Origin of the sequence: Nostocoides sp. F2B08, assembly GCF_009184895.1 — a bacterium.
In the GTDB taxonomy this organism is placed as follows: domain Bacteria; phylum Actinomycetota; class Actinomycetes; order Actinomycetales; family Dermatophilaceae; genus F2B08.
The window spans coordinates 1-23,938 of the sequence record NZ_WESE01000009.1 but is presented as its reverse complement, the minus strand read 5'-3'; the positions used below and the strand labels follow the sequence as shown (position 1 = coordinate 23,938).

Here is a 23,938-nt window from a genome sequence, read left to right as displayed (position 1 = left end):
CGGACTAAAGTGGCCGATCGTGGCCACCCTCAACGAGATGCTCCGGGGCTCCTCGCTCCTCGAGCCGCCCGACCGGGAGTGGCTGCACCTGCTCGTCGGCGACTGGCAGCTGATCTCGGACCTGTCCTTCGCCGACCTCATCCTCTGGGTGCGTCGCTCGGACGGGACGGGCTGGATCGGCGCAGCGCACGTGCGCCCCAACACCGGGCAGATGGTCTTCTACGAGGACGTCGTCGGCCGTGGCCCGCTGCCTCAGCTCCGAGGTCTCCTCGAGGAGGCCTGGACCTCCGGAGGAGTCGTCCGCGCGCCGAACGTGCGGCACAGGGACGAGCTGCGGGTGCGGGAGGAGGCCTTCCCGGTGCTCCGGGCGGGTGAGCCGATCGCGGTCGTCTCACGGCATACCAACCTCGGCGGCCGGACCCCCACGCGCCTGGAGCTGACCTACGTCTCCATCGGGGACTCGCTCGTGCGCATGGTCGCCGAGGGCGGTTTTCCCAGCCTGTCGGCCCCGACCGGCGCACGGCGGGGTGCGCCCCGGGTCGGCGACGGGGTCATCCGCCTCGACGCGGACGGCCTCATCCTCTACGCCAGCCCCAACGCGATCTCGGCGGTGCACCGGCTCGGGCACAAGGGTGCCGTCATCGGCACGGTGCTCGCCGCCGTCGTGGCCGACCTGCTCGCGGGCAGCGAGTCACCGATCGACGAGTCGCTCGCGCTCGTGCTCACCGGGCGGGCGGCCTGGCGTTCCGAGCTGACCTCCCGCAGCGCGACGATCTCGATGCGAGCGGTTCCCCTGACCGAGCGCGGCCGCCGGGTCGGTGCGCTCGTCCTCCTGCGCGACGTCACCGAGCTGCGCCGCCGTGAGCGCGAGCTCCTCACGAAGGACGCGACGATCCGCGAGATCCACCATCGCGTCAAGAACAACCTGCAGACCGTCGCCGCGCTGCTGCGGCTGCAGGCGCGTCGGCTCGATGACGGGCCGGCTCGCATCTCCCTCGAGGAGGCCGTGCGGCGGGTGGGGACGATCGCCCTCGTCCACGAGACCCTCAGTCAGGGCTTCGACGAGACCGTCGACTTCGACGAGATCGCCGTGCGGGGCCTGCAGGCGGTCGTCGAGGTGGCCACGAGTGAGCACCACGTGCACAGCACCCTCGTGGGCACGTTCGGGAAGGTCCGGGCCGAGGACGCGACGGCCATGGCGATGGTCATCTCGGAGCTGGTCCAGAACGCCGCGGAGCACGGCTTGGGCGACCGCGACGGGATGATCGAGGTGCGCGCGGAGCGGGTGGCCCAGGACGGCGACGAGATCCTGCGCGTGACGATCTCGGACGACGGAGCGGGACTTCCGGCAGGCTTCCGGCCCGGGCTGGCCGGCCTCGGAACCCGGATCGTGACCTCGCTCGTCCAGGACCTCAACGGCACCATCCGCTGGCAGAAGCGGGAGCCGAGCGGCACCGTCGTGCAGTTCACGGCACGGCTGCGCCCGATGCAGCAGTCCTAGGGTGCAGCCCTCAGCCGGCGCGGCGCGCGCGCGCGTTGCGGCGCTTGAGGGCGCGGCGCTCGTCCTCGGACAGGCCTCCCCAGACGCCGGCGTCCTGGCCGGTCTCGATGGCCCACTTCAGGCAGGTGTCGATGACCTCGCATCGACGACAGACTGCCTTGGCCTCCTCGATCTGCAGGATGGCAGGCCCGGTGTTGCCGATGGGGAAGAACAGCTCGGGGTCTTCCTCGAGGCACGCAGCACGGTCGCGCCAGTCCATGGGATCAGGCTCCTTCGGGGTCGGTAGGCATGAGGCGGGGCAACGACAACTCTGTCGCCCGGATGTTCCGGTCGTGAGCGGACGGGTCGTGCAGAGTCGTTCAGAACGGACCACGGTTGAGCGGTGACGTGAGAGAACACGACGACGTCGGGACCGAATTACAGCATGTCATCGTATCGGTCGTTCACCAGCGCTGACCAGAGCGCGGTCATATTCCGGGCGTGATGTCTCGCACCCGCGGCTCACATCGTCGAGGCCTGCGGGTCGCTGCACGCCGGACCCGTCTAGTGTAGGACACCGTGACACGCGACGAGGAATCGGCGGATCCCGCCGGCGCACCCCACCGGGCGGAGGAGACCGTCGAGCCCTGGGCCCGTCCCGTCGGGGCGGCCCTCGCAGGTGCGTTCACCCTCGCGCTGCTCGGCCTGGCCGGCTTCTACCTGTACGAGCTCGCCATCGGGGCGAGCGACAGCCCGGTGCGGGTCGTCATGTCGATCGTGCTGTTCCTCCTCTTCGCCGCGGCGGGGGCCGCGATGGCCCGTGGCTGGTGGCGAGGGCTGACCTGGCCGGCCACCCCCACCCTCGTCATCGGAGCGCTGTTCATCCCCACGGCGTGGACACTGGTCCAGGGCGGGTCGATCGTGCCCGGCCTGCTCATCGGGGCGGCCGGTGTCGCCGGCATCGCCGTCGGGTGGAAGGGCCGCAGCGCGGACCTATAGCCAGCCGCGGTCCTGAGCGGTGCGGGCCGCCTCGAAACGCGTGCTCGAGCCGGTCTTGCGGATCGCCGCGGAGAGGTGGTTGCGCACCGTCCCCGCCGAGAGGTGCAGCGCGCCGGCCATCGCGGCGACCGGCGATCCGCGCAGGGACATGCGCAGCACCTCCCGCTCACGCTCGGTCAGCGGGTTGGCGCCGTCCAGGAGTGACTCCGACGCCAGTTCGGGATCGATGACCCGCAGGCCCTGGTGGACCCGGCGGACCGCGTCGACGAGCCGGTCGGCGGGAGTGTCCTTGACGATGAAGCCGCTGGCGCCGGCCTCCAGCGCACGCCGTAGGTAGCCGGGCCGCCCGAAGGTCGTGACGATGAGGACCCGCGCACCGATCCCGGCCGCCGTGATCTGGCGGCAGGCCTCGATCCCGTCGAGGCCGGGCATCTCGATGTCGAGGAGACAGACGTCCGGCCGGTGCTCGCGGGCGGCGTCGAGGACCGCGTCGCCGGCGCCCACCTGCGCGACGACCTCGAGGTCCCGCTCGAGGTCGAGCAGCGCCGCCAGCGCCTCGCGGATCAGCGCCTGGTCGTCGGCGATGAGGAGGCGGATCACCCCGGCCATGAGACCTCCAGGCGCGTCCCTTGCCCGTCCGCGCGAGCACCGACCGAGAAGTCGCCCCCGGCCTGGACGACCCGCTCGCGCAGGCCGCGCAGGCCGTTGCCCATCCGCCGGTCCCCCAGGCCCACCCCGTCGTCCTCGACGACGAGGGTATGCGCGGCGAGCTCGATCCGACAGGTCGTGGCCCGCGAGTGGCGGACCACGTTGGTCACGGACTCGCGCAGCACCCAGGCCAGGACCGCCCGGTGGGAAGGGTCGACCACCTCCGGGTCGGGCGGCAGCTCGGCCGCGATCCCCGCACTGAGCAGCCCTTCTCGAGCCGCCGCGAGCTCCGCGGCCAGGTGGGTTGCGCGCAGCCCGCCGACGGTGGCGCGGATCTCGGCGAGCGACTCGCGGGCGATCCGGGCGATGTCGGCCACCTCGGCGCGCGCACGATCGGGGTCGACGTCGATCAGTCGCTCCGCGAGGCCGGCCTTGACGCTGACGACCGTCAGCGAGTGGCCGAGCACGTCGTGGACGTCGCGCGCGACCCGCTCCCGCTCCTCGGTGATGTCAAGGCGGCGCCGGACCCGCGCATACCCCTCGGACTGCTCCGAGAGCAGCCGGGCGGCGTTCACGCCGATGGTGACCGCCACGAGGATGAAGATGAAGTAGCTCCACTCCGATAGCGGAAGGGTCGCGGACAGCGCGCCGACGCAGACGGCGAACACCGCCAGGCCGAACAGCCAGTGCCAGGGTCGGGGCAGGGTGAATCCCGCGAACGAGACGACGAAGGGCGTGAAGGCCACGGCGTCGGACCCGAGGAACGGGATGGCCACGATGGTGAGTGCGACGAGGAAGCCGAGCGTCGCCACGGCCGCCCGGGTGCCGCCGCGGCCCTTCTCGAGGATCTGCCACGCAGCCACGGAGTACGAGACGGCGAAGACGAGGATGAGGACGAGGCCGCCGATGCGCCAGAACGGTGAGCGGTCGTCCCGCCAGACCGCGACCGCGGGCAGGATGAGGAAGATCATCCAGACCGCCCACATCAGCCAGCCCCAGCGCTGCCAGGGGCTGACCTGCGCTGGGGCGGGCGTGTTCGGCTGGGGGGCCGAGGCCGTTGTCGGCAGGCTCACTGGCGCATCCGGCTGCGACGCACGAGGAAGATCGCGATCGCTGCGAGCAGGACCAGCCATCCCGCTACGTTAGCGACCAGGACCCACAGCGGCTCGTGGATGAGCTCACCCGTCGCGCCGTCGGGCAGGTCGCCTCCGCTGATCGGGTAGCGGGCCAGTGAGAACAGGCCGTACAGCGGCGTGAACTTCGCGATCGTGAGCATGGTGCCGGAGAGCGGGAAGAAGATGTTGCCCAGGAAGCCGAGGATGACGACCGAGCCGGTCGCGGCGCTGACGGCACCCTCCGTGCGGAAGGCCAGGGCGAAGACGAGGCCGTACAGTGCGAACAACGTCGTGCCGACGAGCAGGGCGAGCCCGCTCAGTGCCCATGCGGTGGGGGTTCCGCTCGCTCCGGTGAGGGCGCCGGCGACGTAGATCAGGGCGAGGGGCAATGCCGTGACCGTTAGAGCCAGGCCGACCTTGACGGCGATGTACCCGCGGTCCGGCAAGGGGGTCAGCCCGAGTTGGCGACCCCAGCCCTGCATCCGCTCGACCGCGGCCATCCCGCCGATGGACACCGACGCGGTCACTGCGCCGTAGGCGGCCATCGACACCATGATGATCATGGCGACGTTGCCGTTGCCGGCCGACTGTGAGCTGTAGTCCTGGGCGGCCCCGAAGACGAGGTAGAAGAACAACGGAAGAGCCGCGGTGAAGAACAGTCTGACCGGGTCGCGAGCGATCCGGCGGATCTCCAGGCCGAGATAGGTGGTGTTCATCGTGCTGCTCCTTCGAGAACGGGTGTGCGGGTGCGGGAGTGGGTCAGGGTGAGGAAGGCGTCGTCGAGGCTGCCGGCCGTGACCTCGAGATCCGTACCGCCGAACTCGGTGAGGACGGCGCGGGCCACGGAGTCGCTGTCGGTGGTGCGGATCCGGTAGCGGCCCACGCTGCCGGCCGGCTCGACGGACGTGACAGCCGGGTGTGAACGCAGCCGGGTCAGGGTGTCGTCGAGGCGCGCGAGGGGAAGCTCCACGCTGACCGAGCGTCCGCTGGCTTCGGCGCGGATCTCGCTGGTCGGCCCGTCGGCGACGACGCGTCCCTCGGACATCATGACGATTCGGTCCGCGAACTCCTCGGCCTCTTCGAGGTAGTGCGTCGCGAAGATCACCGTGCGTCCGCGGGCGGCCTCGCAGTGCATCGTCGACCAGAACTCGCGCCGGGCGCCGACGTCCATTCCCGCGGTCGGCTCATCGAGGATGAGCAGGTCGGGCTCGGGGATCAGCGCGAGGGCGAACCGGAGCCGCTGCTGCTCACCACCACTGAGCTTGGAGACCCGGCGGTCGGCGAGATGGAGGATGCCGGCTCGCTCCATGACCTCGTCGACGTCGCATGGCGACTCGAAGGTCGAGGCGATCAGACGGACCGTCTCGCGGGTGCGCAGGTCGGCGAGCAGGCCGCCGGTCTGCAGGACGGCCGAGACGCGACCGGCGAGGACGGCGGACCGGGCTGAGCCACCGAGGACCTCGATGGTGCCGGAGGTCGGCTGGGTCAGGCCGAGAATCATGTCGATCGTCGTCGTCTTGCCGGCGCCGTTGGGGCCCAGCAGGGCGAGGACCTCACCGCGCGAGACGGTCAGGTCGATGCCGTCGACAGCCGCCAGGGCGCCGTCGGGGGTGGAGAAGGTCTTGCAGACCTCGGACAGGTGGATCATCGGGGTGCGGACCTCGGCCCGGCTCGGTTGTGTGCTCATGGCCTCAACGATCCGCCGCTCCGGCGGCTCGCGGATGAGCGAGGTGTCACGACCTCGGCATGACAGGTGTCACGGATGCGTGCGACGTGTGCTCGGCCACCTGGACGGGAACGGCTCGCCGGTCGGCCACGAGCCAGCCGCGGCCGGGGACCACCTCCCGGATGCGGGGGAGCCGCACGCCGAGCAGGTCGGCGTCCAGCGGTGTCGGGGCGCCCAGGACGAGACCGACGCGGCCCCTGCCGACGGCCGCGCCGATCCCGCGGGTACGCATCGCGAGGGCGGCTGCGTCGCCGGACACCGCGACCAGACCACCGTCGCGCTCGGCCAGGTCGGCCATCTCGGTCACGGCGCGTGCCGCGGCGCCGTCGGGTGCGCGGTCGACGTCGTCGGCGAGGACGACGAGGTCGGGATGGGTCCGCCGGAGCCGGACGAGGTCGTCGTGAGCGTCCCAGCCGAGGCGATCGACGCATACCCCGGTCGTCTGCAGACGCTCGCCCAGGGGCGAGTGTAGGTCCCCGAGGACACAGACCCTACGACCTTGCCGATCGGCCTGGTGCGCAATGGCGGCCAGCGTGTCCGTGCGGCCCGAGCCGGCGCTGCCGACCACGAGCAGACGACGTCGTCCCGGCTCACCGACGGTGAGGAGGCCGTCGTCGGCGGTGCGGCCGAGGACCAGGGCGCCGGTCACGGACGGCAGGGCGTGGAGGTCGACACGCGGGGGGAGCCGGCGGACCCGCCACGGAGGCTCGACCGGAGGCACCGCCGGACGGTCCGAGGGTGCACGCAGGACGACCTGGAGCTGCACCCCGTCGGCCGCCCGCAGCAGCCGGCCGTTCGGCCAGTGACCTGGGGCGACACTGTGCGAGACCCCGGCGATGGCGAGATCGGTGGGGTCGGCGGGGCGCAGGAGGAAGCGCTGCTCCGCGGTCCGGGCGACCCGGCCGGTCAGGACGCTGCGGTCGCCGGTGAGCACCGCGCGGACTCCGAGCGCGTGTCCATCCCGCAGCGCCGCGAGCAGGCGGTCGGTCAGCGCGCCGTGGTCGAGGACGTCGCACGTCTCGGTGAGGACGTCCCAGCCGTCGACGACGACGAGCAGGTGGTGCGTCCACCCCGCGGACCGGCGACGCGCGACCTCCTCGCAGAGGCGGTCGACGAACCACGCGACGTCCGCCGGAGCCGACCGGTCGACCACGCCCACCGCGTGCGGGAGTCCGTCGAGCCGGCCGAGCGGGCCCGTCGGGTCGGCGACCGTAGCGACGTGGGTCGTCGCGCCGCGGGTGGCGAGTGCTGCAGAGGCAAGCGAGAGGGCCGTCTGCGATCGACCGGAGCCTACCGCGCCGCTCACCGCGATGTGCGGCTGGGTCGCGAGGTCCAGCTCCTCCAGGCTCTGCCGCTGGACGGTGGGCTCGTCGACCAGCGCCCAGGCGCTATCGGGGTCGCCGTCGTCGAGCCCGACCCGGTCGGGCAGGGGAGGCAGCCACGGGGACGGCGGCGCGGTGCGCCCCTGGCGGAGGGCCGTGGCAGCGATCGTGGCGACGAGGTCGGTGGGCGGCGCGGAGTCCTCGAGCGGGAACGTGCGGGTCGTGGCCGTCCCGTCGGACCAGTGCACCGCGACATGCTGGTGGGCGATATCGGAGGGGTCGGCGACCGAGGCGGTCTGCAGCTCGACGAGCGGCTCACCGCCCCACCGCAGCAGTGCCCGTCCCGGGACGGAGCGGGGAAGCCGGGCTGCGGCGTCGGACTCGATGACGTCCTGGGAGTCGCCGCGGTCCCGCACCCTCAGCGCGATCCGCAGACCGAGGTTGGCGCGCATGTCCGCGCTCACCACTCCGGCGGGTCGCTGGGTCGCGAGCACGAGGTGGATGCCGAGCGAGCGTCCCACCGCCGCGAGTCGGACCAGGCCGGTGACGAACTCGGGCAGCTCGTCGGCGAGGGCGCGGAACTCGTCGACGACGATGACGAGCCGGGCCAGGTGCGGCAGGGTCTCCGGCGAGCGGCGCGAGGCGGAGCGGTACGCGAGGATGTCCGCGGCCCCGCAGCCGGCGAGGAGGCTCTCCCTGCGGTGGATCTCGGCGCGCAGTGACGTCAGGGCGCGCGTCGTCAGGGCCGGGTCCAGGTCGGTCACCACGCCGACGATGTGCGGCAGGCGCTCGAGCCCGGCGAAGGCCGACCCGCCCTTGTAGTCGACGAGGACGACGGCCGCGTCCTCCGGCGCGTGGGCGGCGGCCAGCGAGACGACCATGGTGCGCAGGAGCTCGGACTTGCCCGATCCCGTCGTGCCCCCGACAAGGACGTGTGGACCCGCGGTCGCGAGGTCGACGGCCAGGTGTCCGCGGCCGGCGACGCCGAGGGTCACGACGGCGCCGTCGCCCGGATCGGACCAGCGCGCCCGGATGTCGGTGGGGTCCAGCACCGTCGCGAGGGCCAGGCGATTGGGGAGTCCGGCGTCACCGGCTCCGTCCCGCAGTGGCGTCAGGCCCGCGACGACCCGCGCCACCCAGTCGGGGTCGACGGCGTCCACGATGAGCGGCAGGTCGGGGGCGGCTGGGCGGCGGAGCACCGCTGTGCCCCCGTCGCAGATGGCCACGCTCACCGGCGCCCCCGGAAGCGCGGCGCCGACGACGAGAGCCGCCACGCCGGCGGCGGGGCCGTGTTCTACGAGCACGGTGAGCGCTTCGTGGGCCTGAGCGGACAGCGCCCGGCCGTCGACGACGACGATCACGGCTGGCCCCCCGGGGCTGTTCCAGGCGTGGCCGCCGCCGTCGACGCGCCCTCGGACGGTCGACGCCGCGTCGACGAGGAGCTCCTCGGGCGACCCCGCACGGGTGTGCGGTGCGCGGGTCCAGCCGGCTCGGTCGGTCCACAGGTGGAGCTCGCGCGGTGGGTGGAGGACGAGGAGCTGACCGACGACCGCGTCCGCGGCCGCACCTGCGAGAGCACCGCATACCGCCGTCACGCCTGCGGCGTCCAGGTCGAGGACGACCGGTGCGTCAGCGAGCGGCAGTCGGCTCGCCGCACCGTCTTCGGCGACGGTGACCGTGCTGTCGACGGTGCCTCGCCCGAGCCGGACCCGCAGCGGCCGGGTGCGGCTCCAGATCGTCGACCCCGGGCCGGATGCGGTGCGCATGACGGCCGCCGGATCGGGATGGGTGCGTTCGAGCCAGGCGCGTTCCGCGGCGAGCGCGGTGTCGGTGCGGGCCAGGCCGGTGGCGCGGGCGCTCGCGTGGTCGGCCAGGGCTTGGGCGTGGGTCCGTCGTGAGCCGATCCGGTCGGAGAGGTATCCGCCGAGCAGCATGAGCGGGGACATCACGGCCAGGACGAGCAGGTGCGGGCCGAACAGCAGCGCGAGCACCCCGGCGACGGGCAGGGGAACCAGAGCGGCGACCCAGGGGACCCGCCGCGCCGGCGGCGAGTCGGGCGGCCGGGGCAGCTCGACCCGGCCCTCCCGATGGACAGGGGGCGGGGATGCCGCCCGGCTCACGAGCAGTGTCCCGTCGCCGCGAACGATCGCTGCGGCCGGCGCGACCCGACTCGGGCGGACCTGCAGGGTCGTCCGGCCGAGGGTCATGACCGAGCCGGTCGCCACCGGGACGGGTTCGTCGACCGGATGCCCGTCGACGAGGGTGCCGTTCTCGGAGCCCAGGTCGGTCACGGTCAGTCCGTCCGCACCGACATCGACCCGAAGGTGCAGCCGGCTCAGGGGGGGGTCGGCGATGCACAGGTCCGCCCCGACCCGCCCGACCGTATGCGCGCCGGGCGTCAGTGCGCGGGTGCGGCCCGCGTCGGGGCCCGAGGCCACGGCGAGCTCGACGGCAGCCGACCGCGATCGCCGGGGCTCGACCCATGACTCGCGCTCCACGAGCCGCACCGAGGTGCCGTCGAGCAGCGGTGGGGAGCCGAGTGGGGCACCGTCGTCGAGGAGGCGCCCGGAGACGGCGAGAGCGTCACCCGGCACTCCGAGCGTGGTCGCCAGACGGGCGGCGACACGGTCGGTGCGCAGGTCGGCTGTCGCGGTCTCCGGCGTCTCGACGACGACCTCGTGTGCGGCCGGGTCGGCTCCCGTTCGCACGGTCAGGCGGATCCTCATGGGCCGCCACGCTAGGCGGGACGGAGGCGACGGACCGGAACTTGTCCACAAGGCCCCGGCCGTGCGGTCGACCGCTAGCTCGCGACCTCCGTGAGGCGCTCCTGCACCGAGGTCGGCGCGGGGGCGTAGTGGTCGGGCGACCGGGTGAAGGTGCCCGAGCCGTGGCCGAGGCTGCGCAGGACCTGGGTGTAGCGGACCAGCTCGAACGCGGGGACGTGCGCGGTGACCGTCGTGCGGCCCGGGTCGGACGCGGGCTCGGTGCCGCGCACGCGACCGCGTCTCGAGGCGAGGTCGTTCATGACGGCGCCGACGAACTCGTCGTCGACCGTGATCGCGACGTCCTCGATCGGCTCGAGGAGCTGGATGCCCGCTGCGGCGGCCGCCTCCTTGAGCGCCAGGGCGCCGGCGGTCTGGAAGGCCGCGTCGGAGGAGTCGACGCTGTGCGCCTTGCCGCCGGTCAGCCGCACCCGGATATCCACCATCGGGTATCCGGTGACGCCCTGCTCCATCTGGCTCCGGATGCCCTTCTCCACGCTCGGGATGAACTGGCGCGGCACCGCCCCGCCGACGACCTCGTCGACGAACTCGAAGCCGCCCCCCTCGCCTAGCGGCTCGATGGTGATGTGGGCGATGGCGTACTGCCCGTGCCCACCGGACTGCTTGACGTGGCGGCCGATGCCCTGCGCCTGGGCGCGCACCGTCTCGTGGACCGCGACGCGCACCGGCTCGGTCTCGACCGAGACGCCGTCGCGCTCCTTGAGCGTGTCGAGGAGCAGCTCGAGCTGGCTCTCGCCCATCGTCCAGAGCACGAGCTGCCCGGTCTCGGTGTCGACGACTACCTGGCTCGTCGGGTTCTCGGCCTGGATCCGGGCCAGCCCACGCATGAGCTTGTCCTCGTCCTTGGTCGTCGCGGCGCGGATGGCGACCGGAAGCAGCGGGTGCGGGAAGGTCCACGGCTCGACGACGACGGGACGCTCTGGGTCCGAGAGGGTGTCGCCGGTCTCCGCCGAGGCAAGGTTGGCGACGGCGACGATGTCGCCCGCGACGGCCTTGGGCACCGGGGTCAGCCGGCCACCGAGCATGGCGGACAGGGCGCCGGCGCGGGTGTCCTCGTCGTGGCCGCGGTGCCACTCCTCGTCCCTCTCGTCGCCGGTGAACTGTGCGAGGTGCCCCGAGACGTGCACCTGGCTGTCCGGCGCGAGAGTGCCGGAGAAGACGCGGACGACGGAGATGCGCCCGACATAGGCGTCCGTGCTCGTCTTGACGACCTCGGCGACGAGCGGGGCGTCCTCGGACGGCTCGATCGGGTCGGACGTTCCGCCCTGGGGAGTGAACACGTCGGGCATGTGGTGCTGGGCGGGGGTCGGGAATCCGCGGCAGATCAGCTCGATGACCTCGCGGGCACCGGTGCCGTCGATGGGGTTGGCGGCGAGAGCCGGGAAGAAGCTGCCGCGGGCGACCGCCTTGGTCAGGTCGGCGACGATCTGGTCGAAGGAGATCTCCTCGCCGCCGAGGTAACGCTCGAGCAGGCCCTCGTCCTCGCTCTCGGTGATGATCGCCTCGACGACCTCGCTGCGGAGGTCCTCGAACCCGTCGAGCTCGCCCTCGGTGGCGTCGCGGACGCCGCCGTCGCCGCTGCGCACGGTGCGCGAGAGCAGGCCGAGCGACTCCTCGCCGAGCGGGACGTAGATGGGGTGGACGCCCTCGCCGAAGGCGGCGGTGCACGTCGCCACGGTCTCGGCGAAGCTCGCGCGCTGCTGGTCGAGATGGGTGACGACGACGGCGCGCGGCATGTCCTCGAGGGCGCACTCGCGCCAGAGCATCGCGGTGCCGGGGTTGACGCCGTCGACGGAGGAGACGACGAAGAGGGCCGCGTCGGCCGCGCGAAGCCCCGCGCGGAGGTCGCCGACGAAGTCGGGGTGTCCGGGGGTGTCGAGGAGGGTGACCTGGACGTTCTCGAGGCCGCCGGTCAGGGCCGAGTCCGCGACGGTGAACGTCGCGACCGACAGGGAGACCGAGTGGCCGAGGCGTTTCTCGACGTCGAGGTGGTCCGTGGTCGCCGAGCCCTCGTCGACCGATCCCAGTCTGGTCAGGTCCTTGTTCGCATAGAGGAGCGACTCGACGAGCATCGTCTTGCCCGCTCCGGTGGGGCCGACCACGACGACGTTGCGAACATGGCGCGCAGCGCCCGCCCCCGTGGTCGCGGCGGTTCTGCCGTTCGCGCTACCAGACATGGATCTCACTCACCTTCACATCGATGTGGAAGGTCCGGCGGTTGTCGGGCCCGACCCCAAACCTACGCCTCCCGGATCGTCGATGTATGCGCTGGGTGTGTGCTCCTGTACGACACCCGGTCCGAGCACAAGTGGGTCTAGGGGAGACCCGGCTCACGCATACACGCGGCAAGGACTCGGTCAAGGAGAGGTAAATGCCGGATCGCCGTTGTGGACAACGGAATTCGGGATCCGTCCGACTCGTGTTTTCATGTCTCCCGGTGCGGCAGAGGACCACGGCGCACGGGGACCGACAGCAGGGATCAGCAGGAGAGTCATGGACGCGGTGGCCACCGTCGAGCTCGAGGTGCGCGAGCTCATCCGGCGCCGGGGGATCGACCCGGTGGCCGATGTCGCCGGTGCCCGTGCCGTCGTGCAGGAGGCGGTCGCGGACTACGACGACCGGGCGATGTCGGGCGGTCTGCCGACCCTCGGTGACCTCGATGTCGCCGTGAAGTCGATCACCGACGCGGTCGCCGGATTCGGACAGCTGCAGAAGTACTTCGACGACCCACGGGTCGAGGAGATATGGATCAATGACCCGAAACGAATCTTCATCGCTCGCGACGGCGTCCCGGAGCTGACCAACATCCTGCTCAACGAGGACCAGGTCAGGGACCTTGTCGAGCGGATGCTGCGCACGAGCGGTCGGCGGGTCGACCTGAGCAGTCCGTTCGTCGACGCCGTCCTCCCGGACGGCTCGCGGCTGCACGTCGTCATCCCGGACATCACCCGCGAGCACTGGGCCGTCAACATCCGCAAGTTCGTCGTCAAGGCCGACAGGCTCGAGGACCTCGTCCGACTCGGCACACTGACCCGCCCGGCGGCGCGGTTCCTCGAGGCGTCGGTCGCGGCGGGGCTGAACATCATCGTCGCCGGCGGGACCCAGGCGGGCAAGACCACGCTGCTCAACTGCCTGAGCGCGGCCGTCCCGCCCAGAGACCGGATCGTCACGTGCGAGGAGGTCTTCGAGCTGAAGGTGCCGCAGCGAGACGTGGTCTCGATGCAGTGCCGTCAACCGAGCCTCGAGGGAACCGGCGAGGTGCCGCTGCGTCGCCTCGTCAAGGAGGCGCTGCGGATGCGGCCCTCGCGGATCATCGTCGGTGAGGTGCGCCAGGAGGAGGCACTCGACCTGCTCATCGCGCTCAACTCGGGGTTGCCCGGGATGGCGAGCATCCATGCCAACAGCGCACGTGAGGCCATCACCAAGCTCTGCACCCTGCCGCTGCTGGCCGGCGAGAACGTCGGCTCCCGCTTCGTCGTCCCCACGGTCGCCGGCTCGATCGACCTCGTCATCCACGCCACCCTCGAGCGTGACGGCACCCGCAGGGTGCGCGAGATCGCGGCGGTGCCCGGTCGCGTCGAGGGCGACGTCGTCGAGATGGCCGAGATCTTCACGACCCGTGGCGGCGTACTCACCCGCGCTGACGGGTTCCCGCCGCACCTCGACCGGTTCGAGCGCGCCGGGTTCGACGTGGCCGCCCTCCTCTCGGACCGTGGTCAGTGATGGGGGTGGTGACCGGGCTGTTGGCCGGCGTCGGGCTGTTCCTGATCTGGTGGTCGACGTGGGTTCCGTCGGAGACGGCTCCCGCGGCAGCTGACCGCCGGGACTCGGTCCGGGACCGGCTCGGGGACGAGCTGGTGCAGGCCGGCTTCGAGCAGACCGGGCCCGGGGCGTTGCTCGGCGGAGCGGCCCTGGCTGGGTTCTTCGCCGGTTTCGTCACGTTCGCCGTCAGTGGTGCGCTGTCGGTCGCGCTGTGCTTCGCCGTGATCGCCGCGTATGCGCCGCTCGCCCTGGTCCGCTCCCGCGCCCGGCGACGGCGCCGGGCACTGCGTGAGGTGTGGCCCGACGCGGTCGACAACATCACCTCGGCGGTGCGCGCGGGGATGGCGCTCCCGGAGGCGCTGGCCCAGCTCGGCCACCGGGGCCCGGTCGAGCTCCGCCCGGCCTTCGCGGCCTTCGGGGAGGACTACCGCTCGACAGGGCGCTTCGCGCCCAGCCTCGACGCGCTCAAGGAACGGCTCGCCGACCCCGTGGCCGACCGCCTCGTCGAAGCGCTCAGACTGGCACGCGAGGTCGGGGGGAGCGACCTCGGCGGGCTGCTGCGCACCTTGTCGGCGTTCTTGAGAGAGGATGCTCGCACCCGGGCCGAGCTGGAGACCCGCCAGACGTGGACGGTCAACGCGGCCCGCCTGTCGGTCGCCGCGCCATGGATCGTCCTGGCCATCCTCGCGACCAGGGGCGGCGCGATCGAGGCCTACGACTCCCGCCTCGGGGTGATGGTGCTCCTCGTCGGTGCCGGCCTGTGTATCGGCGCCTACCGACTGATGATGCACATCGGCCGACTGCCGGAGGAACGGCGGGTGCTGCGGTGAGCGAGCTGATGACCGGGGTGTGGTCCCGGCCGGGCGCGGCTCTCGGTCTGGTCGCGGCGGTCGGCGTCCTGCTCATCTGGGCCGGGTTGCCGTCTCGCCGCCGGATCGGACTCGTGGACCGGGTGGCGCCCTACGTGCGCGATACGCCCCGGCCCTCCCGACTCCTCGCCGGCGCGGGCGGCGACGCACGACTCGTCGGTCTCCTCGCCCCACTCGTCTCAGAGCTGGGTTCACGACTCGACGCCGTCCTCGGCGGACGTGAGTCGGTTCGCAGAGGACTGCAGCGGGCCGGCCTGCCCGCGGACCTGGACCGGTTCCGGGCCGAACAGGTGCTCTGGGGTGTGCTCGGCGGGGTCGGAGGAGCCGTTCTCGGGACGCTCGTCTGGATCACCGGCGGCTCGCCGCTGCGGGGGATGCTCTTCATCGTCGTCGGGGTCGGTATCGGTGTGGTCGGCAAGGACATGCACCTGTCGCGGCTCGCGAACCGCCGCGAGGCGGTCATGCTGGCCGAGTTCCCCACGATCGCCGAGCTGCTCGCCCTCTCCGTCGCGGCGGGCGAGGGCGCCGTCGGCTCGCTGGACCGCGTCACCCGGCTCTCACAGGGGGAGCTCGCCACCGAGCTCGGTCGATGCCTGGCCGACGCCCGGGCGGGAGCCAGCCTGCCCGTCGCACTCCAGGGCCTGGCCGACCGGACCGGCCTGCCGAGCCTGACCCGGTTCGTCGACGGCATCGTCATCGCCGTCGACCGCGGCACGCCGTTGGCGGAGGTCCTGCGAGCCCAGGCCCAGGACGTCCGAGAGGAAGGTCGCCGGCTCGTCATGGAGGCGGGTGGCAAGAAGGAGATCGCGATGATGGTTCCGTCAATGGTTCACAAGACCTCTCCTACACCTGCGGCTCACGGCGGTCGATGTCGCGCGGAGAGGTCATGGCATCGGCTTCGGCGAGTTGTCTTAAGTTACAGGAATGTCCGCGAGTTTTGGGGAGTCAACTTCGCGGATGGTGGTGGACCGTCACTTATCGAGCGGGAAGCCTGCTCATGCAGGAGCCCGCTGCCGCTCGGTGGTCTCGCTGGCCGGAACTCTCGGGTCAATAGGGACGCTGTGAGCGCGGAATCTTCCTGTTGACGTCTCATTCAGGTGGGTCACGAGTGGTAACCCGAGGCGCATGGCGTCGTGGGGAGATCCCTTGGGTGGGTCTCGGTTGGCGTTCGTGTTCGCGGTCCATGCCGCGACCTGGGTACTGACCGAGCCCACGGTGTCGGGATGGATCTCGAGCCTTTCTGCCCGTTGAGTGGCTCGGCCAACGCATAGCCATCCTCTGCAGATTCAGAGCCTCCCCGAAGCCCGGGGCGGTTCATTCAGGCGTCGCTGACCCTTCTTGACAATCACCGGCTCGAACGTCTCCCGATCCCGCGGCACCTCGATGCTGACCTCGCCGACGGCATCAGTGAGCACCGTCTTGGCGCGGGTGCCGTTGCGGATGTTGGCCGCGCAGCCCTCCGGTGTCTGGTGTTTCGCGTGACCGAGGTGATCGGTCATCTCCTCGTCCAGCTTCGTCTCCAACACCGTCGCGGTGATCGACTCAGCAGCCCCTCCGGCCGCGCATTGGGTATTGGTGCAGCCCGCTCTGCCCCGTTGGTTGAGGACAACTGAGCGGTCCGTTGTCTGAGCGGCTCGGCTGGAGCCAGCGGATCTTCGTGTGCGCATGTTGGGGATGGCTGACTGAAGCTGGAATCGGGCGACCAACGACTGTGTGCCAGAAACGTCGTGTGGTGTTTCAAAGCGCTGATGGTGAGAAGGTGGCTCACGGACCGGGTAGCCGCCCAAGAGCTTCTCGCGCTCCTTGGTGGGCGGCGTCGGCGGCGGCGGTGAACCAGCGGCGGGCCTCCTCCAGCTCGGCGGGTCCAGCAGTGTCTCAAGTAGGATCCCGAGCGCATATTGGGCGTCAGCATTGCCGGCTTCGGCGGCGACGGTAAACCCAGCGGCGGGCCTCTGCCAGCTCGGGCGGGTCCCACTGGGTGGCGAGCAGGGTGGCGAGGTTGACCTGAGCGTCGGTGTGGTCGGCTTCGGCGGCGGCGGTGTACCAGCGGCGGGCCTCCTCGAGCTCGGGCGGGTCCCACTGGGTGGCGAGCAGGTTGGCGAGGTTGACCTGAGCGTCGGTGTCGCCGGCTTCGGCGGCGGCGGTGTACCAGCGGCGGGCCTCCTCCACCTCGGGCGGGTGAAGCTGTGTCTCTAGCAGGACACCGAGGTTGTTCTGGGCGTCGGTATTGCCGGCTTCGGCGGCGGCCGTGTACCAGCGGCGGGCCTCCTCCACCTCCGGCGGGTCCAGTTGTATCGCGAGCAGGACACCGAGGTTGTTCTGGGCGTCGGTATTGCCGGCTTCGGCGGCGGCGGTGTACCAGCGGCGGGCCTCCTCCACCTCGGGCGGGTCCACCTGGTTGGCGAGTAGGAACCCGAGGCTGTTCTGGGCGTCGGTGTGGCCGGCTTCGGCAGCGGCGGTGAACCAGCGACGGGCCTCCTCCACCTCGGGCGGGTCCAGCTGTGTCTCGAGCAGGACACCGAGGTTGTTCTGGGCGTCGGTGTGCCCGGCTTCGGCGGCGGCGGTGTACCAGCGGCGGGCCTCCCCCAGGTCGGGCGGGTCGAGTTCGTCGGCGAGCAGGTTTCCGAGGTTGTTCTGGGCGTCGATCTGGCCGGCTTCGGCGGCGGCGGTGTACCAGCGGCGGGCCTCGTCGAGCTCGGGCGGGTCGAGCTGGTTGGCGAGGAGGTTGCCGAGGTTGTTCTGGGCGTCGCTGTCGCCGGCTTCGGCGGCGGTGTCCCGTGTCAAGAAGGTGGCACTGTTTCGGGCCGGTCAAAGTTGGGGGTCGTGGGGTCGGCGACGCCGGTGTGGACCTCGTAGGGGAAGTTCCAGGAGAGGTGCTCATGGGGTCGGATCTTGTTGAACTCGACCCGGAAGGTCTCCGCGATTGGGACCAGCTCGAGATGGTCGTGGATCTCCTCGAGATAGAGGCGCTCGTACTTCAGTGACTGGAAGCCGCGTTCGCGGACTCCGTTCTGTCCGGGTGATCTGACCCGGGTGCGCACGTGCCGCAGCTCCGGGCGGGAGGCGATGAACCGTTCGAAGCGGATCGAGCGGAACGGTCCGCCGTTGTCGGTGACCAGGGCGACGGCGGGAAAGACCTCTCCGGTGTCGGGGTCGACCGGACAGTCCTCGATCAGAGGGTGGCCCAGCAGGGACTCGGCCTCAACGATGGCGAGCTCGACCGCGGTGATCGCGTCGTACTGGTTCGCCGTCGGTGACCAGTGCCACCCGAACTCGTACTTGGACCAGTAGTCCGCGACCCCGGCCACCCGCCAGGTGCCACCACCGATGGTCTCGAACTCGCTGAAGTCGAACTGCCACACCTGGTTCGGCCGGGTCGGGGGCAGCGCAAACGCCGCCTTGCGCGCCTGGGCGAGCTTGCGCCGCTCCCGATGATAGTCGGCCCTCTGGATCAGGTCGGCCTCGGTGAGCACCCGCAGCACGCTCGACATCGAGAGCCGGTGCCCGGCGTAGCGGGCGGTCGCCCACACCTTGCGGTGTCCCCACGCCGGATGCTCCTTGGCGATCTCGACCACGCTCTCGCGGTGCTCAGCCCGTACCGGCGCCGGCCACGGACCCTTGGGCGGATGACCGCCCCGGGCCTTGGCCTGCCAGCGCCGGTAGGTGCGAAGGGGGATGCCGACCAGTTCGACGAACCTCGTGGTCGGCATCCCCGCCTCGATACGGATTACCTTGAGGTCCGTGAAGGGCCCAGCCGACCCTCCGCGCTCTTCTTCCACACCCGCAACTCGACCGCCGCCTCACCCAGGGCCCGGGCCAGGTCATCGACCTCCGCCTCGAGCTGGGCCTCCCGCGAGGTCGGACCCGAACGGCCCGCAGTCAACGCGCTCTTGCCGGCCTCGAGGAACTCCGCCTTCCACTTCCCGATCGAGGTCTCAGAGACCTTCTCCCGCCGAGCAGCCTCCGCGATCGAGACCTCCCCGGCAAGAACTGAGAGCACGATCCGGACCTTCTTCTCCGCCGGCACCACCGGTGGACGCGCCATCACTCACCTCCTGGACTCCACCCGAGATGGTCCACCACTAACCGGGGTGCCAGAAAGCCTGACGCGGAACAATAGTGCCCCACCCGACCAGGCCATGACCAGGTCTGGCGCGTGAAGGTCTCGCTAGACACTGCCATCACCCGTCCGGCCTCTGAATTCGCTCTAGCGCTTCCTGAGCTTGACTGTCGCCAGCTGCAGCAGCAGCCTCCAGCCAGCGGAGGCCCTCCTCGATGTCAGGTGGGTCCAGCTCGGTGACAACCAAAATCGCGAGGTTGAACTGCGCATCGATGTAGCCGTTCTCAGCGGCAACCGTGAGCCAGTACCGGGCCCCTTCAATGTCCGGGGGGTCCGTCCGTTTCGCAAGAAGGGTGGCGAGGGTGGATTGGGCGTGGGCGTCGCCGGCTTCGGCGGCGGCTGTGTACCAGCGGCGGGCCTCCTCCAGCTCCGGTGGGTCCAGACGCTCGGCCAGCAGGTTGGCGAGGTTGAACTGGGCGTCTGTGTGACCGGCTTCGGCGGCCGCGGTGTACCAGCGGCGGGCCTCTTCCAGCTCTGGTGGGTCCAGACGCTCGGCCAGCAGGTTGGCGAGGTTGAACTGGGCCGCCCGGTTCCCGGCGGCGGCGGCGACGGCGAGCCAGTAGCGGGCACCTTCGAGGTCGGGGGGATCCAACTGAGCTTCGAGCAAGAGCGCGAGGTTGACCTGCGCATCAGTATTGCCGGCTTCGGCGGCGGCAGCGTACCAGTGGCGGATCTGATCGAAGTCGGGTGGGTCGAACGCGGTTTCGAGCAGGAGGCCGACGTTGAACTGGGCAGTGCTGTGGCCGGCTTCAGCGAGCAGGCGCCAGGCCTGCAAGGCAACCGCCGGCGCACCCAACATCACGGCGTTGTAACCAAGAATGCCCAAGACAGCGGGTTGGCTGTTTAGGTCGCCGAGGGCATGCTCCAGGGCGGCGTTCCACACATCCGGGGGTATGGCCTGGCCCTGGCTGGCTCGCTGATTTACCAGCAAGTCCTCGGCCAACAGGGCACTGCCGATGGGCGACAACATCGACGTCATAGTGCCGGCAATCGGCTCGCACGCTACCTCTCGGGTCGCCGTGAACTGCTGCTGGATCTGGTCCGAATCGCCTCTCTCTAAACGAGCTGCGACCCGAAGGGGCAGGTAGGCGGGCCATAGAACAACGGCTTGGTCTTGGGTGATGGGGTTGGGGATGCCGGTGCGTTGCCAGTCGACGACGAGGTCGACGAGGGCGCGGGTGGGTGGGTCGGCGGTCTCGAGTCTGAGGAGCAGCTCGCGGGCGGAGCCGAGTAGCTCACCGAGCCCGGTGCCTTCGTGGACCTTTTGGCGGACCCAGTCCGGGGCGTCGGTCAGAGCGGCCTGGTCGCTGCCTGACCACTCCGATGGGATCGTGATCTTCGCCACCTGGTTCTCGTCGTTGAGGAACTCCCACGTCGCGCGCATGTCCGTGTCGCGTTGGAGGGTGGCGAGCTGTTCCCGCCGGATGGTGGCCACCACGGTCAGGTTGGGGATGGCGCGCCAGGCGGCGGCGAGGTCCTCGGTGAGCCAGGCGAAGTACTCGTTGAGGTCATCCAGCCACAGCACCACACCGCCGGCGGTTTCGTCGCCTCGACCGGCGCTCAGCTCGGCGACGAGGTCACCGACGCGGGCCAGCGCCGGGCTTGCGGCAGGGAGGAGTACCGGCTGGTCGCCGAGGATCGGGTGGGTTTGGAGGGCGTGGGCGCCGGTGCGGGACTTGCCGGCCATAGTCTCACCGACCAGCAGCAGCATGCGCTGCTCCGACCCGTCGACCCGCCGGTCGAGCGCGTCCCGGATCGTGGCATCGACGTCCCGGGTCACGTATGGGTAGTAGGGGTCGCCGTGCAGGTCGAGGTCGGTGCGCGCCTTGCGGGCCCCGAAGATCCCCGCGTCCACATCCTTCACTCGGGGAGGATGGTCGGCGGCATCTCGCACCCGCAGCACCGCCCGGGACAGGTCCGCGACCCGGTCCGGCAGCACCGGCCACACCGCCGGATCCGGCAGCCCCAGCGCCTCGACGAACAGGTCCCGATCCGGGTCCGGCAACACTTCAAGCGCGGTCAGGGGGGTCACCGTCAGCGACATCCCCCCGGCGGCAAGGTTGTGGCTGCGGACCACTCCAAGCACCATGTTGTTGACGACGACCGCGGCACCGGACATCCCACCCCACGGGCTGGACTGCACTAGTTCACCCGGGCTGGTCGGGTGGTCCCGCACCGAAGGCCCGGTGCCTTTCAGCTCGAACAGCTCCACACTGGAGGCGGTGTGGTCCGGGCGCAGGCCCTCGGCCGTTGGCACGGCCCCGTCGACCTGGGCCAGGATCCGGTCCCCGGCCTGGTTGCGGCGCCATCGCGGGAACCCGAGCGCCTGACACCCATTGACACTGTCGGCCACCGAACGGTCCGTGCGAATCGCCGTTAACTCCTCCACGCCGGGAGCTTCCTCGCCGAGGATCAGGACCGCGAGGTCGACCTCGCTCGAGCCGGACCGGACATGCACCGTCGTGTCGTAGGTCGACCCGTCCAGGAGCTGCACCATGTGGCCGGTGCCCTGGGCGCAGTGATCCGCGGTCAGCACGAACCGGTCCCGTACCCGCAACCCACTCCCGACGAACGACTGATATGTAGGAGTTCCTGTCAAGTGGCAGGGTGAAGCGGGGTCCCTTCCTGGTTGGGAGGGGCCCCGCTTCGTCGTTCACGGGGTGGGTTGGGGGAGACGAGCGTGTCAGGCGACGCGCGGTCAGTCTGATATGCGCGGGTTGGGTACCGCGGGGCCCTTGTTTCGGCTGGAGAGCGGGAGCGTGTCTGAGGTCGAGCGTGCCCGGGTCGGGTGCTCACAGTCGTTTCGCTTGTTCTCTCCTCGCGCTGACGCCCACAACCTCCTGGGTCCTCGTGAACGGGTCTATGGGGTTATGCGTCGTCCATGACAGCCAGGGACCAGCACCAGCCGGCGAGCTCGCGGGCGATGGCGGTGGTGGCGACGGTGTGCCGCTTCTTGTGGGCGGTCATGACCTGCCAGCGGCGGTGTAGGTGGCGGTTTCCGGCGTCGCCGCGGGCGGCGGCAGCGGCCGGTGCCAGGGCCCACCGGTCACGCATCGTCTTGCCGACCACGTAGGCCTTCTTGTGGTCCCAGGCGGCCTCGATGAGGAGTCGGCGGGCGTGCTTGTTACCGGTCTTGGTGATCCCACCTTGCACCCTCGAGGCCCCCGAGGACGACTCGGAGGGGACCAGCCCGAGGTAGGAGCCGATACTGGCTCCGCTCAGGCGGTGCCAGTCACCGATCTCGACCGCTAACGCGAACCCGGTCAGCGTCGAGATCCCGCGCAGGCACCCCAACCGGCGGGTCACATCCGTGAACTCGCTATCGGCGGCCATCGCCTCGATCGCCCTATCGAGACGATCCCGACGAGCGGCGGCGTGAGTCACCGCGTCATAGGCGTCATCGAACGCGACCAGCGTCCCGGCCGGGCCACCGAGCAGGTGCTCCTTGCGGGTGCGACGCAACCAGGCGTCATGGCGTCCCGTCCAGGCCTGGTCGGCCAGGTCATAGACGTACCCGTGCCGCAGGAGCAGCTTCGAAAGCCGATGCCGCGCACTCATCAACACCACCCGGGCGTCCTCACGAGCCCGCACCATGTCCCGAGCCGACTCCGCAAACACCGACGGGATCGTCACCGCGACGATGTCGTCATTACGGGCCAGGCGGGCCAGCAACATCGCATCTCGGGCGTCGGTCTTGACCCGATCCCCGGACGGCCGAAGCAACTTGCTCGGTGCCGCGACCTGACACCCATGACCCGCCTCCAAGACCGCCCGCGCCAGGCCGTACCCGGTCGGACCCGCCTCGTAAGTCACCATCGACGGACCATGCCCGGCGGCGATGTCGTTGATGAACGCGACCACGTGATCCGTGCGCGGGGAGATCGTGCGCTCGATGACCTCACCGGTCCCGGTGTCGATCACCGCCGCCCGCACCGATCGCGCGTGAACATCCAACCCAACACTCGTACGATGAACGAACACCGGGGCCTCCTATGCCTGTCGGCACCAGCCAGCCTTATCTGGCTGGTGATCCACGAATCCTGCATACGCGAGGCCCCGGCCCACAACAGCCAAAGCAACCCGCGACCCTCATAGGGTCTGACCGTCGAGTTGGTAGCGGATCAGCACCGCCCGCTCCGTCCCCACCCCCAGACCTCTGCGCTGCCGGTTCGCCAAGGGAATAGAAGCCGTTGGCGGATGTGTACGCCTACGGGGTTCATTCACGCAGGCGCTCCAGAGCGTGCGCGGCCTGCAAGTGGCCACCGTCGGCGGCGATGGTAAGCCATCGGCATGCCTCTTCCAGTACAGGAGGATCGAGTCTCTCCGAGAGCAGGATTCCCAGGTTGTACTGGGCGCCGATGTGGCCGGCCTGAGCGGCAGCGGTGTACCACCGGCGGGCTTCCTCCAGTTGCGGCGGATCCCACTGGTCAGCAAGAAGCACGCCGAGATTGGCTTGGGCGTCGGTGTCGCCGGCATGGGCGGCGGCGGTGAACCAATCACGCGCGTCGTTCAGTTCCGGTGGATCCCACTGGGTAGCGATCAAGATGGCGAGATTGACCTGTGCGCCGGTGTGGCCGGCTCGAGCGGCAGCGGTGTACCAGCGGCGCGCTTCTTCCAGGTGTGGCGGATCCCATTGGTTGGCGAGGAGGATGGCCAGGCCAACCTGTGCGCCGGTGTGGCCGGCTTGAGCGGCGGTGGTGTACCAGCGGCGCGCATCTTCCAGCTGTGGCGGATCCCACTCGATCGCGAGCAGGACGCCCAGTCTGTACTGGGCGCCGCTATGGCCGGCTTCGGCTGCGGTGGTAAGCCAGCGGCGCCCTTCCGCTAGTTCAGGCGGTTCCAGCTTCTCCAACATCAGCACGGCTAGTCTGTACTGTGCGTCAGGATCGCCTGATCGCGCGGCGGCCGTGTACCAGAACCGAGCCTCTTCCAGTTGGGGTGGGTTCCAGCGAGAGGCGAACAGCATCCCAAGATTGACCTGGGCGGAAATGTCACCACTCCGGGCGGCGGCGGTGAGCCAGCGGCGGGCTTCTTCCAGCTGTGGCGGGTTCGATTTGCTGGCGAGCAGGATGCCGAGGTTGACCTGGGCGTCGGTGTCGCCGGCTTCGGCGGCG

At 70.6% G+C, this 23,938-nt stretch carries 18 protein-coding genes and 1 pseudogene; 5 read left to right on the top strand and 14 right to left on the bottom strand.

What is annotated here, in order from left to right; translation table 11 throughout:
• Window positions 1-19: 19 nt before the first annotated feature.
• Window positions 20-1,501: a sensor histidine kinase gene (locus GA707_RS16620; RefSeq protein WP_152179576.1), complete on the top strand. Its 1,482-nt coding sequence runs from the start codon at window positions 20-22 to the stop codon at window positions 1,499-1,501.
• 10 nt (window positions 1,502-1,511) lie between these two features.
• On the opposite strand, the gene GA707_RS16615 is transcribed toward GA707_RS16620, so the two are convergent.
• Window positions 1,512-1,760, bottom strand: coding sequence for a WhiB family transcriptional regulator (locus tag GA707_RS16615; RefSeq protein ID WP_152179575.1), 249 nt, complete (start codon window positions 1,758-1,760; stop codon window positions 1,512-1,514).
• 299 nt (window positions 1,761-2,059) lie between these two features.
• Between GA707_RS16615 and GA707_RS16610 the strand changes: the two genes are divergently transcribed.
• Window positions 2,060-2,479: a hypothetical protein gene (locus GA707_RS16610; protein WP_152179574.1), complete on the top strand. Its 420-nt coding sequence runs from the start codon at window positions 2,060-2,062 to the stop codon at window positions 2,477-2,479.
• Here the strand turns inward: GA707_RS16610 and GA707_RS16605 are convergent.
• The 6 genes from GA707_RS16605 to GA707_RS16580 form a co-directional block, all read right to left on the bottom strand.
• Complete coding sequence (locus tag GA707_RS16605; RefSeq protein WP_152179573.1) at window positions 2,474-3,088, bottom strand: response regulator transcription factor; 615 nt, start codon at window positions 3,086-3,088, stop codon at window positions 2,474-2,476. The genes GA707_RS16610 and GA707_RS16605 overlap by 6 nt on opposite strands.
• A complete protein-coding gene (locus tag GA707_RS16600) occupies window positions 3,076-4,200 on the bottom strand; it encodes a sensor histidine kinase (protein ID WP_193315383.1) in 1,125 nt (374 codons plus the stop codon). The genes GA707_RS16605 and GA707_RS16600 overlap by 13 nt, the downstream gene beginning before the upstream one ends.
• Entirely contained in the window at window positions 4,197-4,958 is a 762-nt protein-coding gene (locus GA707_RS16595; RefSeq protein ID WP_152179571.1) for an ABC transporter permease, read from the bottom strand. The genes GA707_RS16600 and GA707_RS16595 overlap by 4 nt, the downstream gene beginning before the upstream one ends.
• A complete protein-coding gene (locus GA707_RS16590) occupies window positions 4,955-5,929 on the bottom strand; it encodes an ABC transporter ATP-binding protein (RefSeq protein ID WP_152179570.1) in 975 nt (324 codons plus the stop codon). Before GA707_RS16590 ends, GA707_RS16595 begins: the two co-directional genes overlap by 4 nt.
• A gap of 46 nt (window positions 5,930-5,975) precedes the next feature.
• The gene (locus GA707_RS16585) at window positions 5,976-10,016 is read right to left on the bottom strand and encodes an FtsK/SpoIIIE domain-containing protein (protein WP_152179569.1); all 4,041 of its coding nucleotides are present in this window, start codon (window positions 10,014-10,016) and stop codon (window positions 5,976-5,978) included.
• A 74-nt stretch (window positions 10,017-10,090) separates the two neighbouring features.
• Window positions 10,091-12,250: an elongation factor G-like protein EF-G2 gene (locus GA707_RS16580; RefSeq protein ID WP_152179568.1), complete on the bottom strand. Its 2,160-nt coding sequence runs from the start codon at window positions 12,248-12,250 to the stop codon at window positions 10,091-10,093.
• A 316-nt stretch (window positions 12,251-12,566) separates the two neighbouring features.
• Between GA707_RS16580 and GA707_RS16575 the strand changes: the two genes are divergently transcribed.
• Genes GA707_RS16575 through GA707_RS16565 form a run of 3 tightly spaced genes read left to right on the top strand, consistent with a single transcriptional unit; the run spans window position 12,567 to window position 15,789 of the window.
• On the top strand, window positions 12,567-13,796 hold the full coding sequence (locus GA707_RS16575; RefSeq protein ID WP_152179567.1) for a CpaF family protein: 1,230 nt from the start codon (window positions 12,567-12,569) through the stop codon (window positions 13,794-13,796).
• Entirely contained in the window at window positions 13,796-14,665 is an 870-nt protein-coding gene (locus GA707_RS16570) for a type II secretion system F family protein (protein WP_152179566.1), read from the top strand. Before GA707_RS16575 ends, GA707_RS16570 begins: the two co-directional genes overlap by 1 nt.
• Entirely contained in the window at window positions 14,662-15,789 is a 1,128-nt protein-coding gene (locus GA707_RS16565; protein WP_226963885.1) for a type II secretion system F family protein, read from the top strand. The genes GA707_RS16570 and GA707_RS16565 overlap by 4 nt, the downstream gene beginning before the upstream one ends.
• A gap of 234 nt (window positions 15,790-16,023) precedes the next feature.
• Here GA707_RS16565 and GA707_RS16560 read toward each other — a convergent pair.
• The 7 genes and pseudogenes from GA707_RS16560 to GA707_RS16530 form a co-directional block, all read right to left on the bottom strand.
• Window positions 16,024-16,257 (bottom strand): annotated as a pseudogene (locus GA707_RS16560) (transposase); the annotation flags it as partial.
• Between the two features lie 352 nt (window positions 16,258-16,609).
• Window positions 16,610-17,488, bottom strand: coding sequence for a tetratricopeptide repeat protein (locus tag GA707_RS16555; protein WP_152179565.1), 879 nt, complete (start codon window positions 17,486-17,488; stop codon window positions 16,610-16,612).
• Window positions 17,485-18,414, bottom strand: coding sequence for an integrase core domain-containing protein (locus GA707_RS16550; protein WP_152179564.1), 930 nt, complete (start codon window positions 18,412-18,414; stop codon window positions 17,485-17,487). Before GA707_RS16550 ends, GA707_RS16555 begins: the two co-directional genes overlap by 4 nt.
• A gap of 17 nt (window positions 18,415-18,431) precedes the next feature.
• Window positions 18,432-18,749 carry a transposase gene (locus GA707_RS16545; protein ID WP_152179563.1) on the bottom strand — a complete coding sequence of 106 codons (318 nt, stop codon included), beginning with the start codon at window positions 18,747-18,749 and terminating at the stop codon, window positions 18,432-18,434.
• A 136-nt stretch (window positions 18,750-18,885) separates the two neighbouring features.
• Entirely contained in the window at window positions 18,886-21,360 is a 2,475-nt protein-coding gene (locus GA707_RS16540) for a tetratricopeptide repeat protein (RefSeq protein WP_152179562.1), read from the bottom strand.
• A 332-nt stretch (window positions 21,361-21,692) separates the two neighbouring features.
• Window positions 21,693-22,778, bottom strand: coding sequence for an IS110 family transposase (locus GA707_RS16535; RefSeq protein ID WP_255425097.1), 1,086 nt, complete (start codon window positions 22,776-22,778; stop codon window positions 21,693-21,695).
• A 262-nt stretch (window positions 22,779-23,040) separates the two neighbouring features.
• The coding region (locus GA707_RS16530; RefSeq protein WP_193315382.1) for a tetratricopeptide repeat protein at window positions 23,041-23,938 on the bottom strand (898 nt) is incomplete at its 5' end.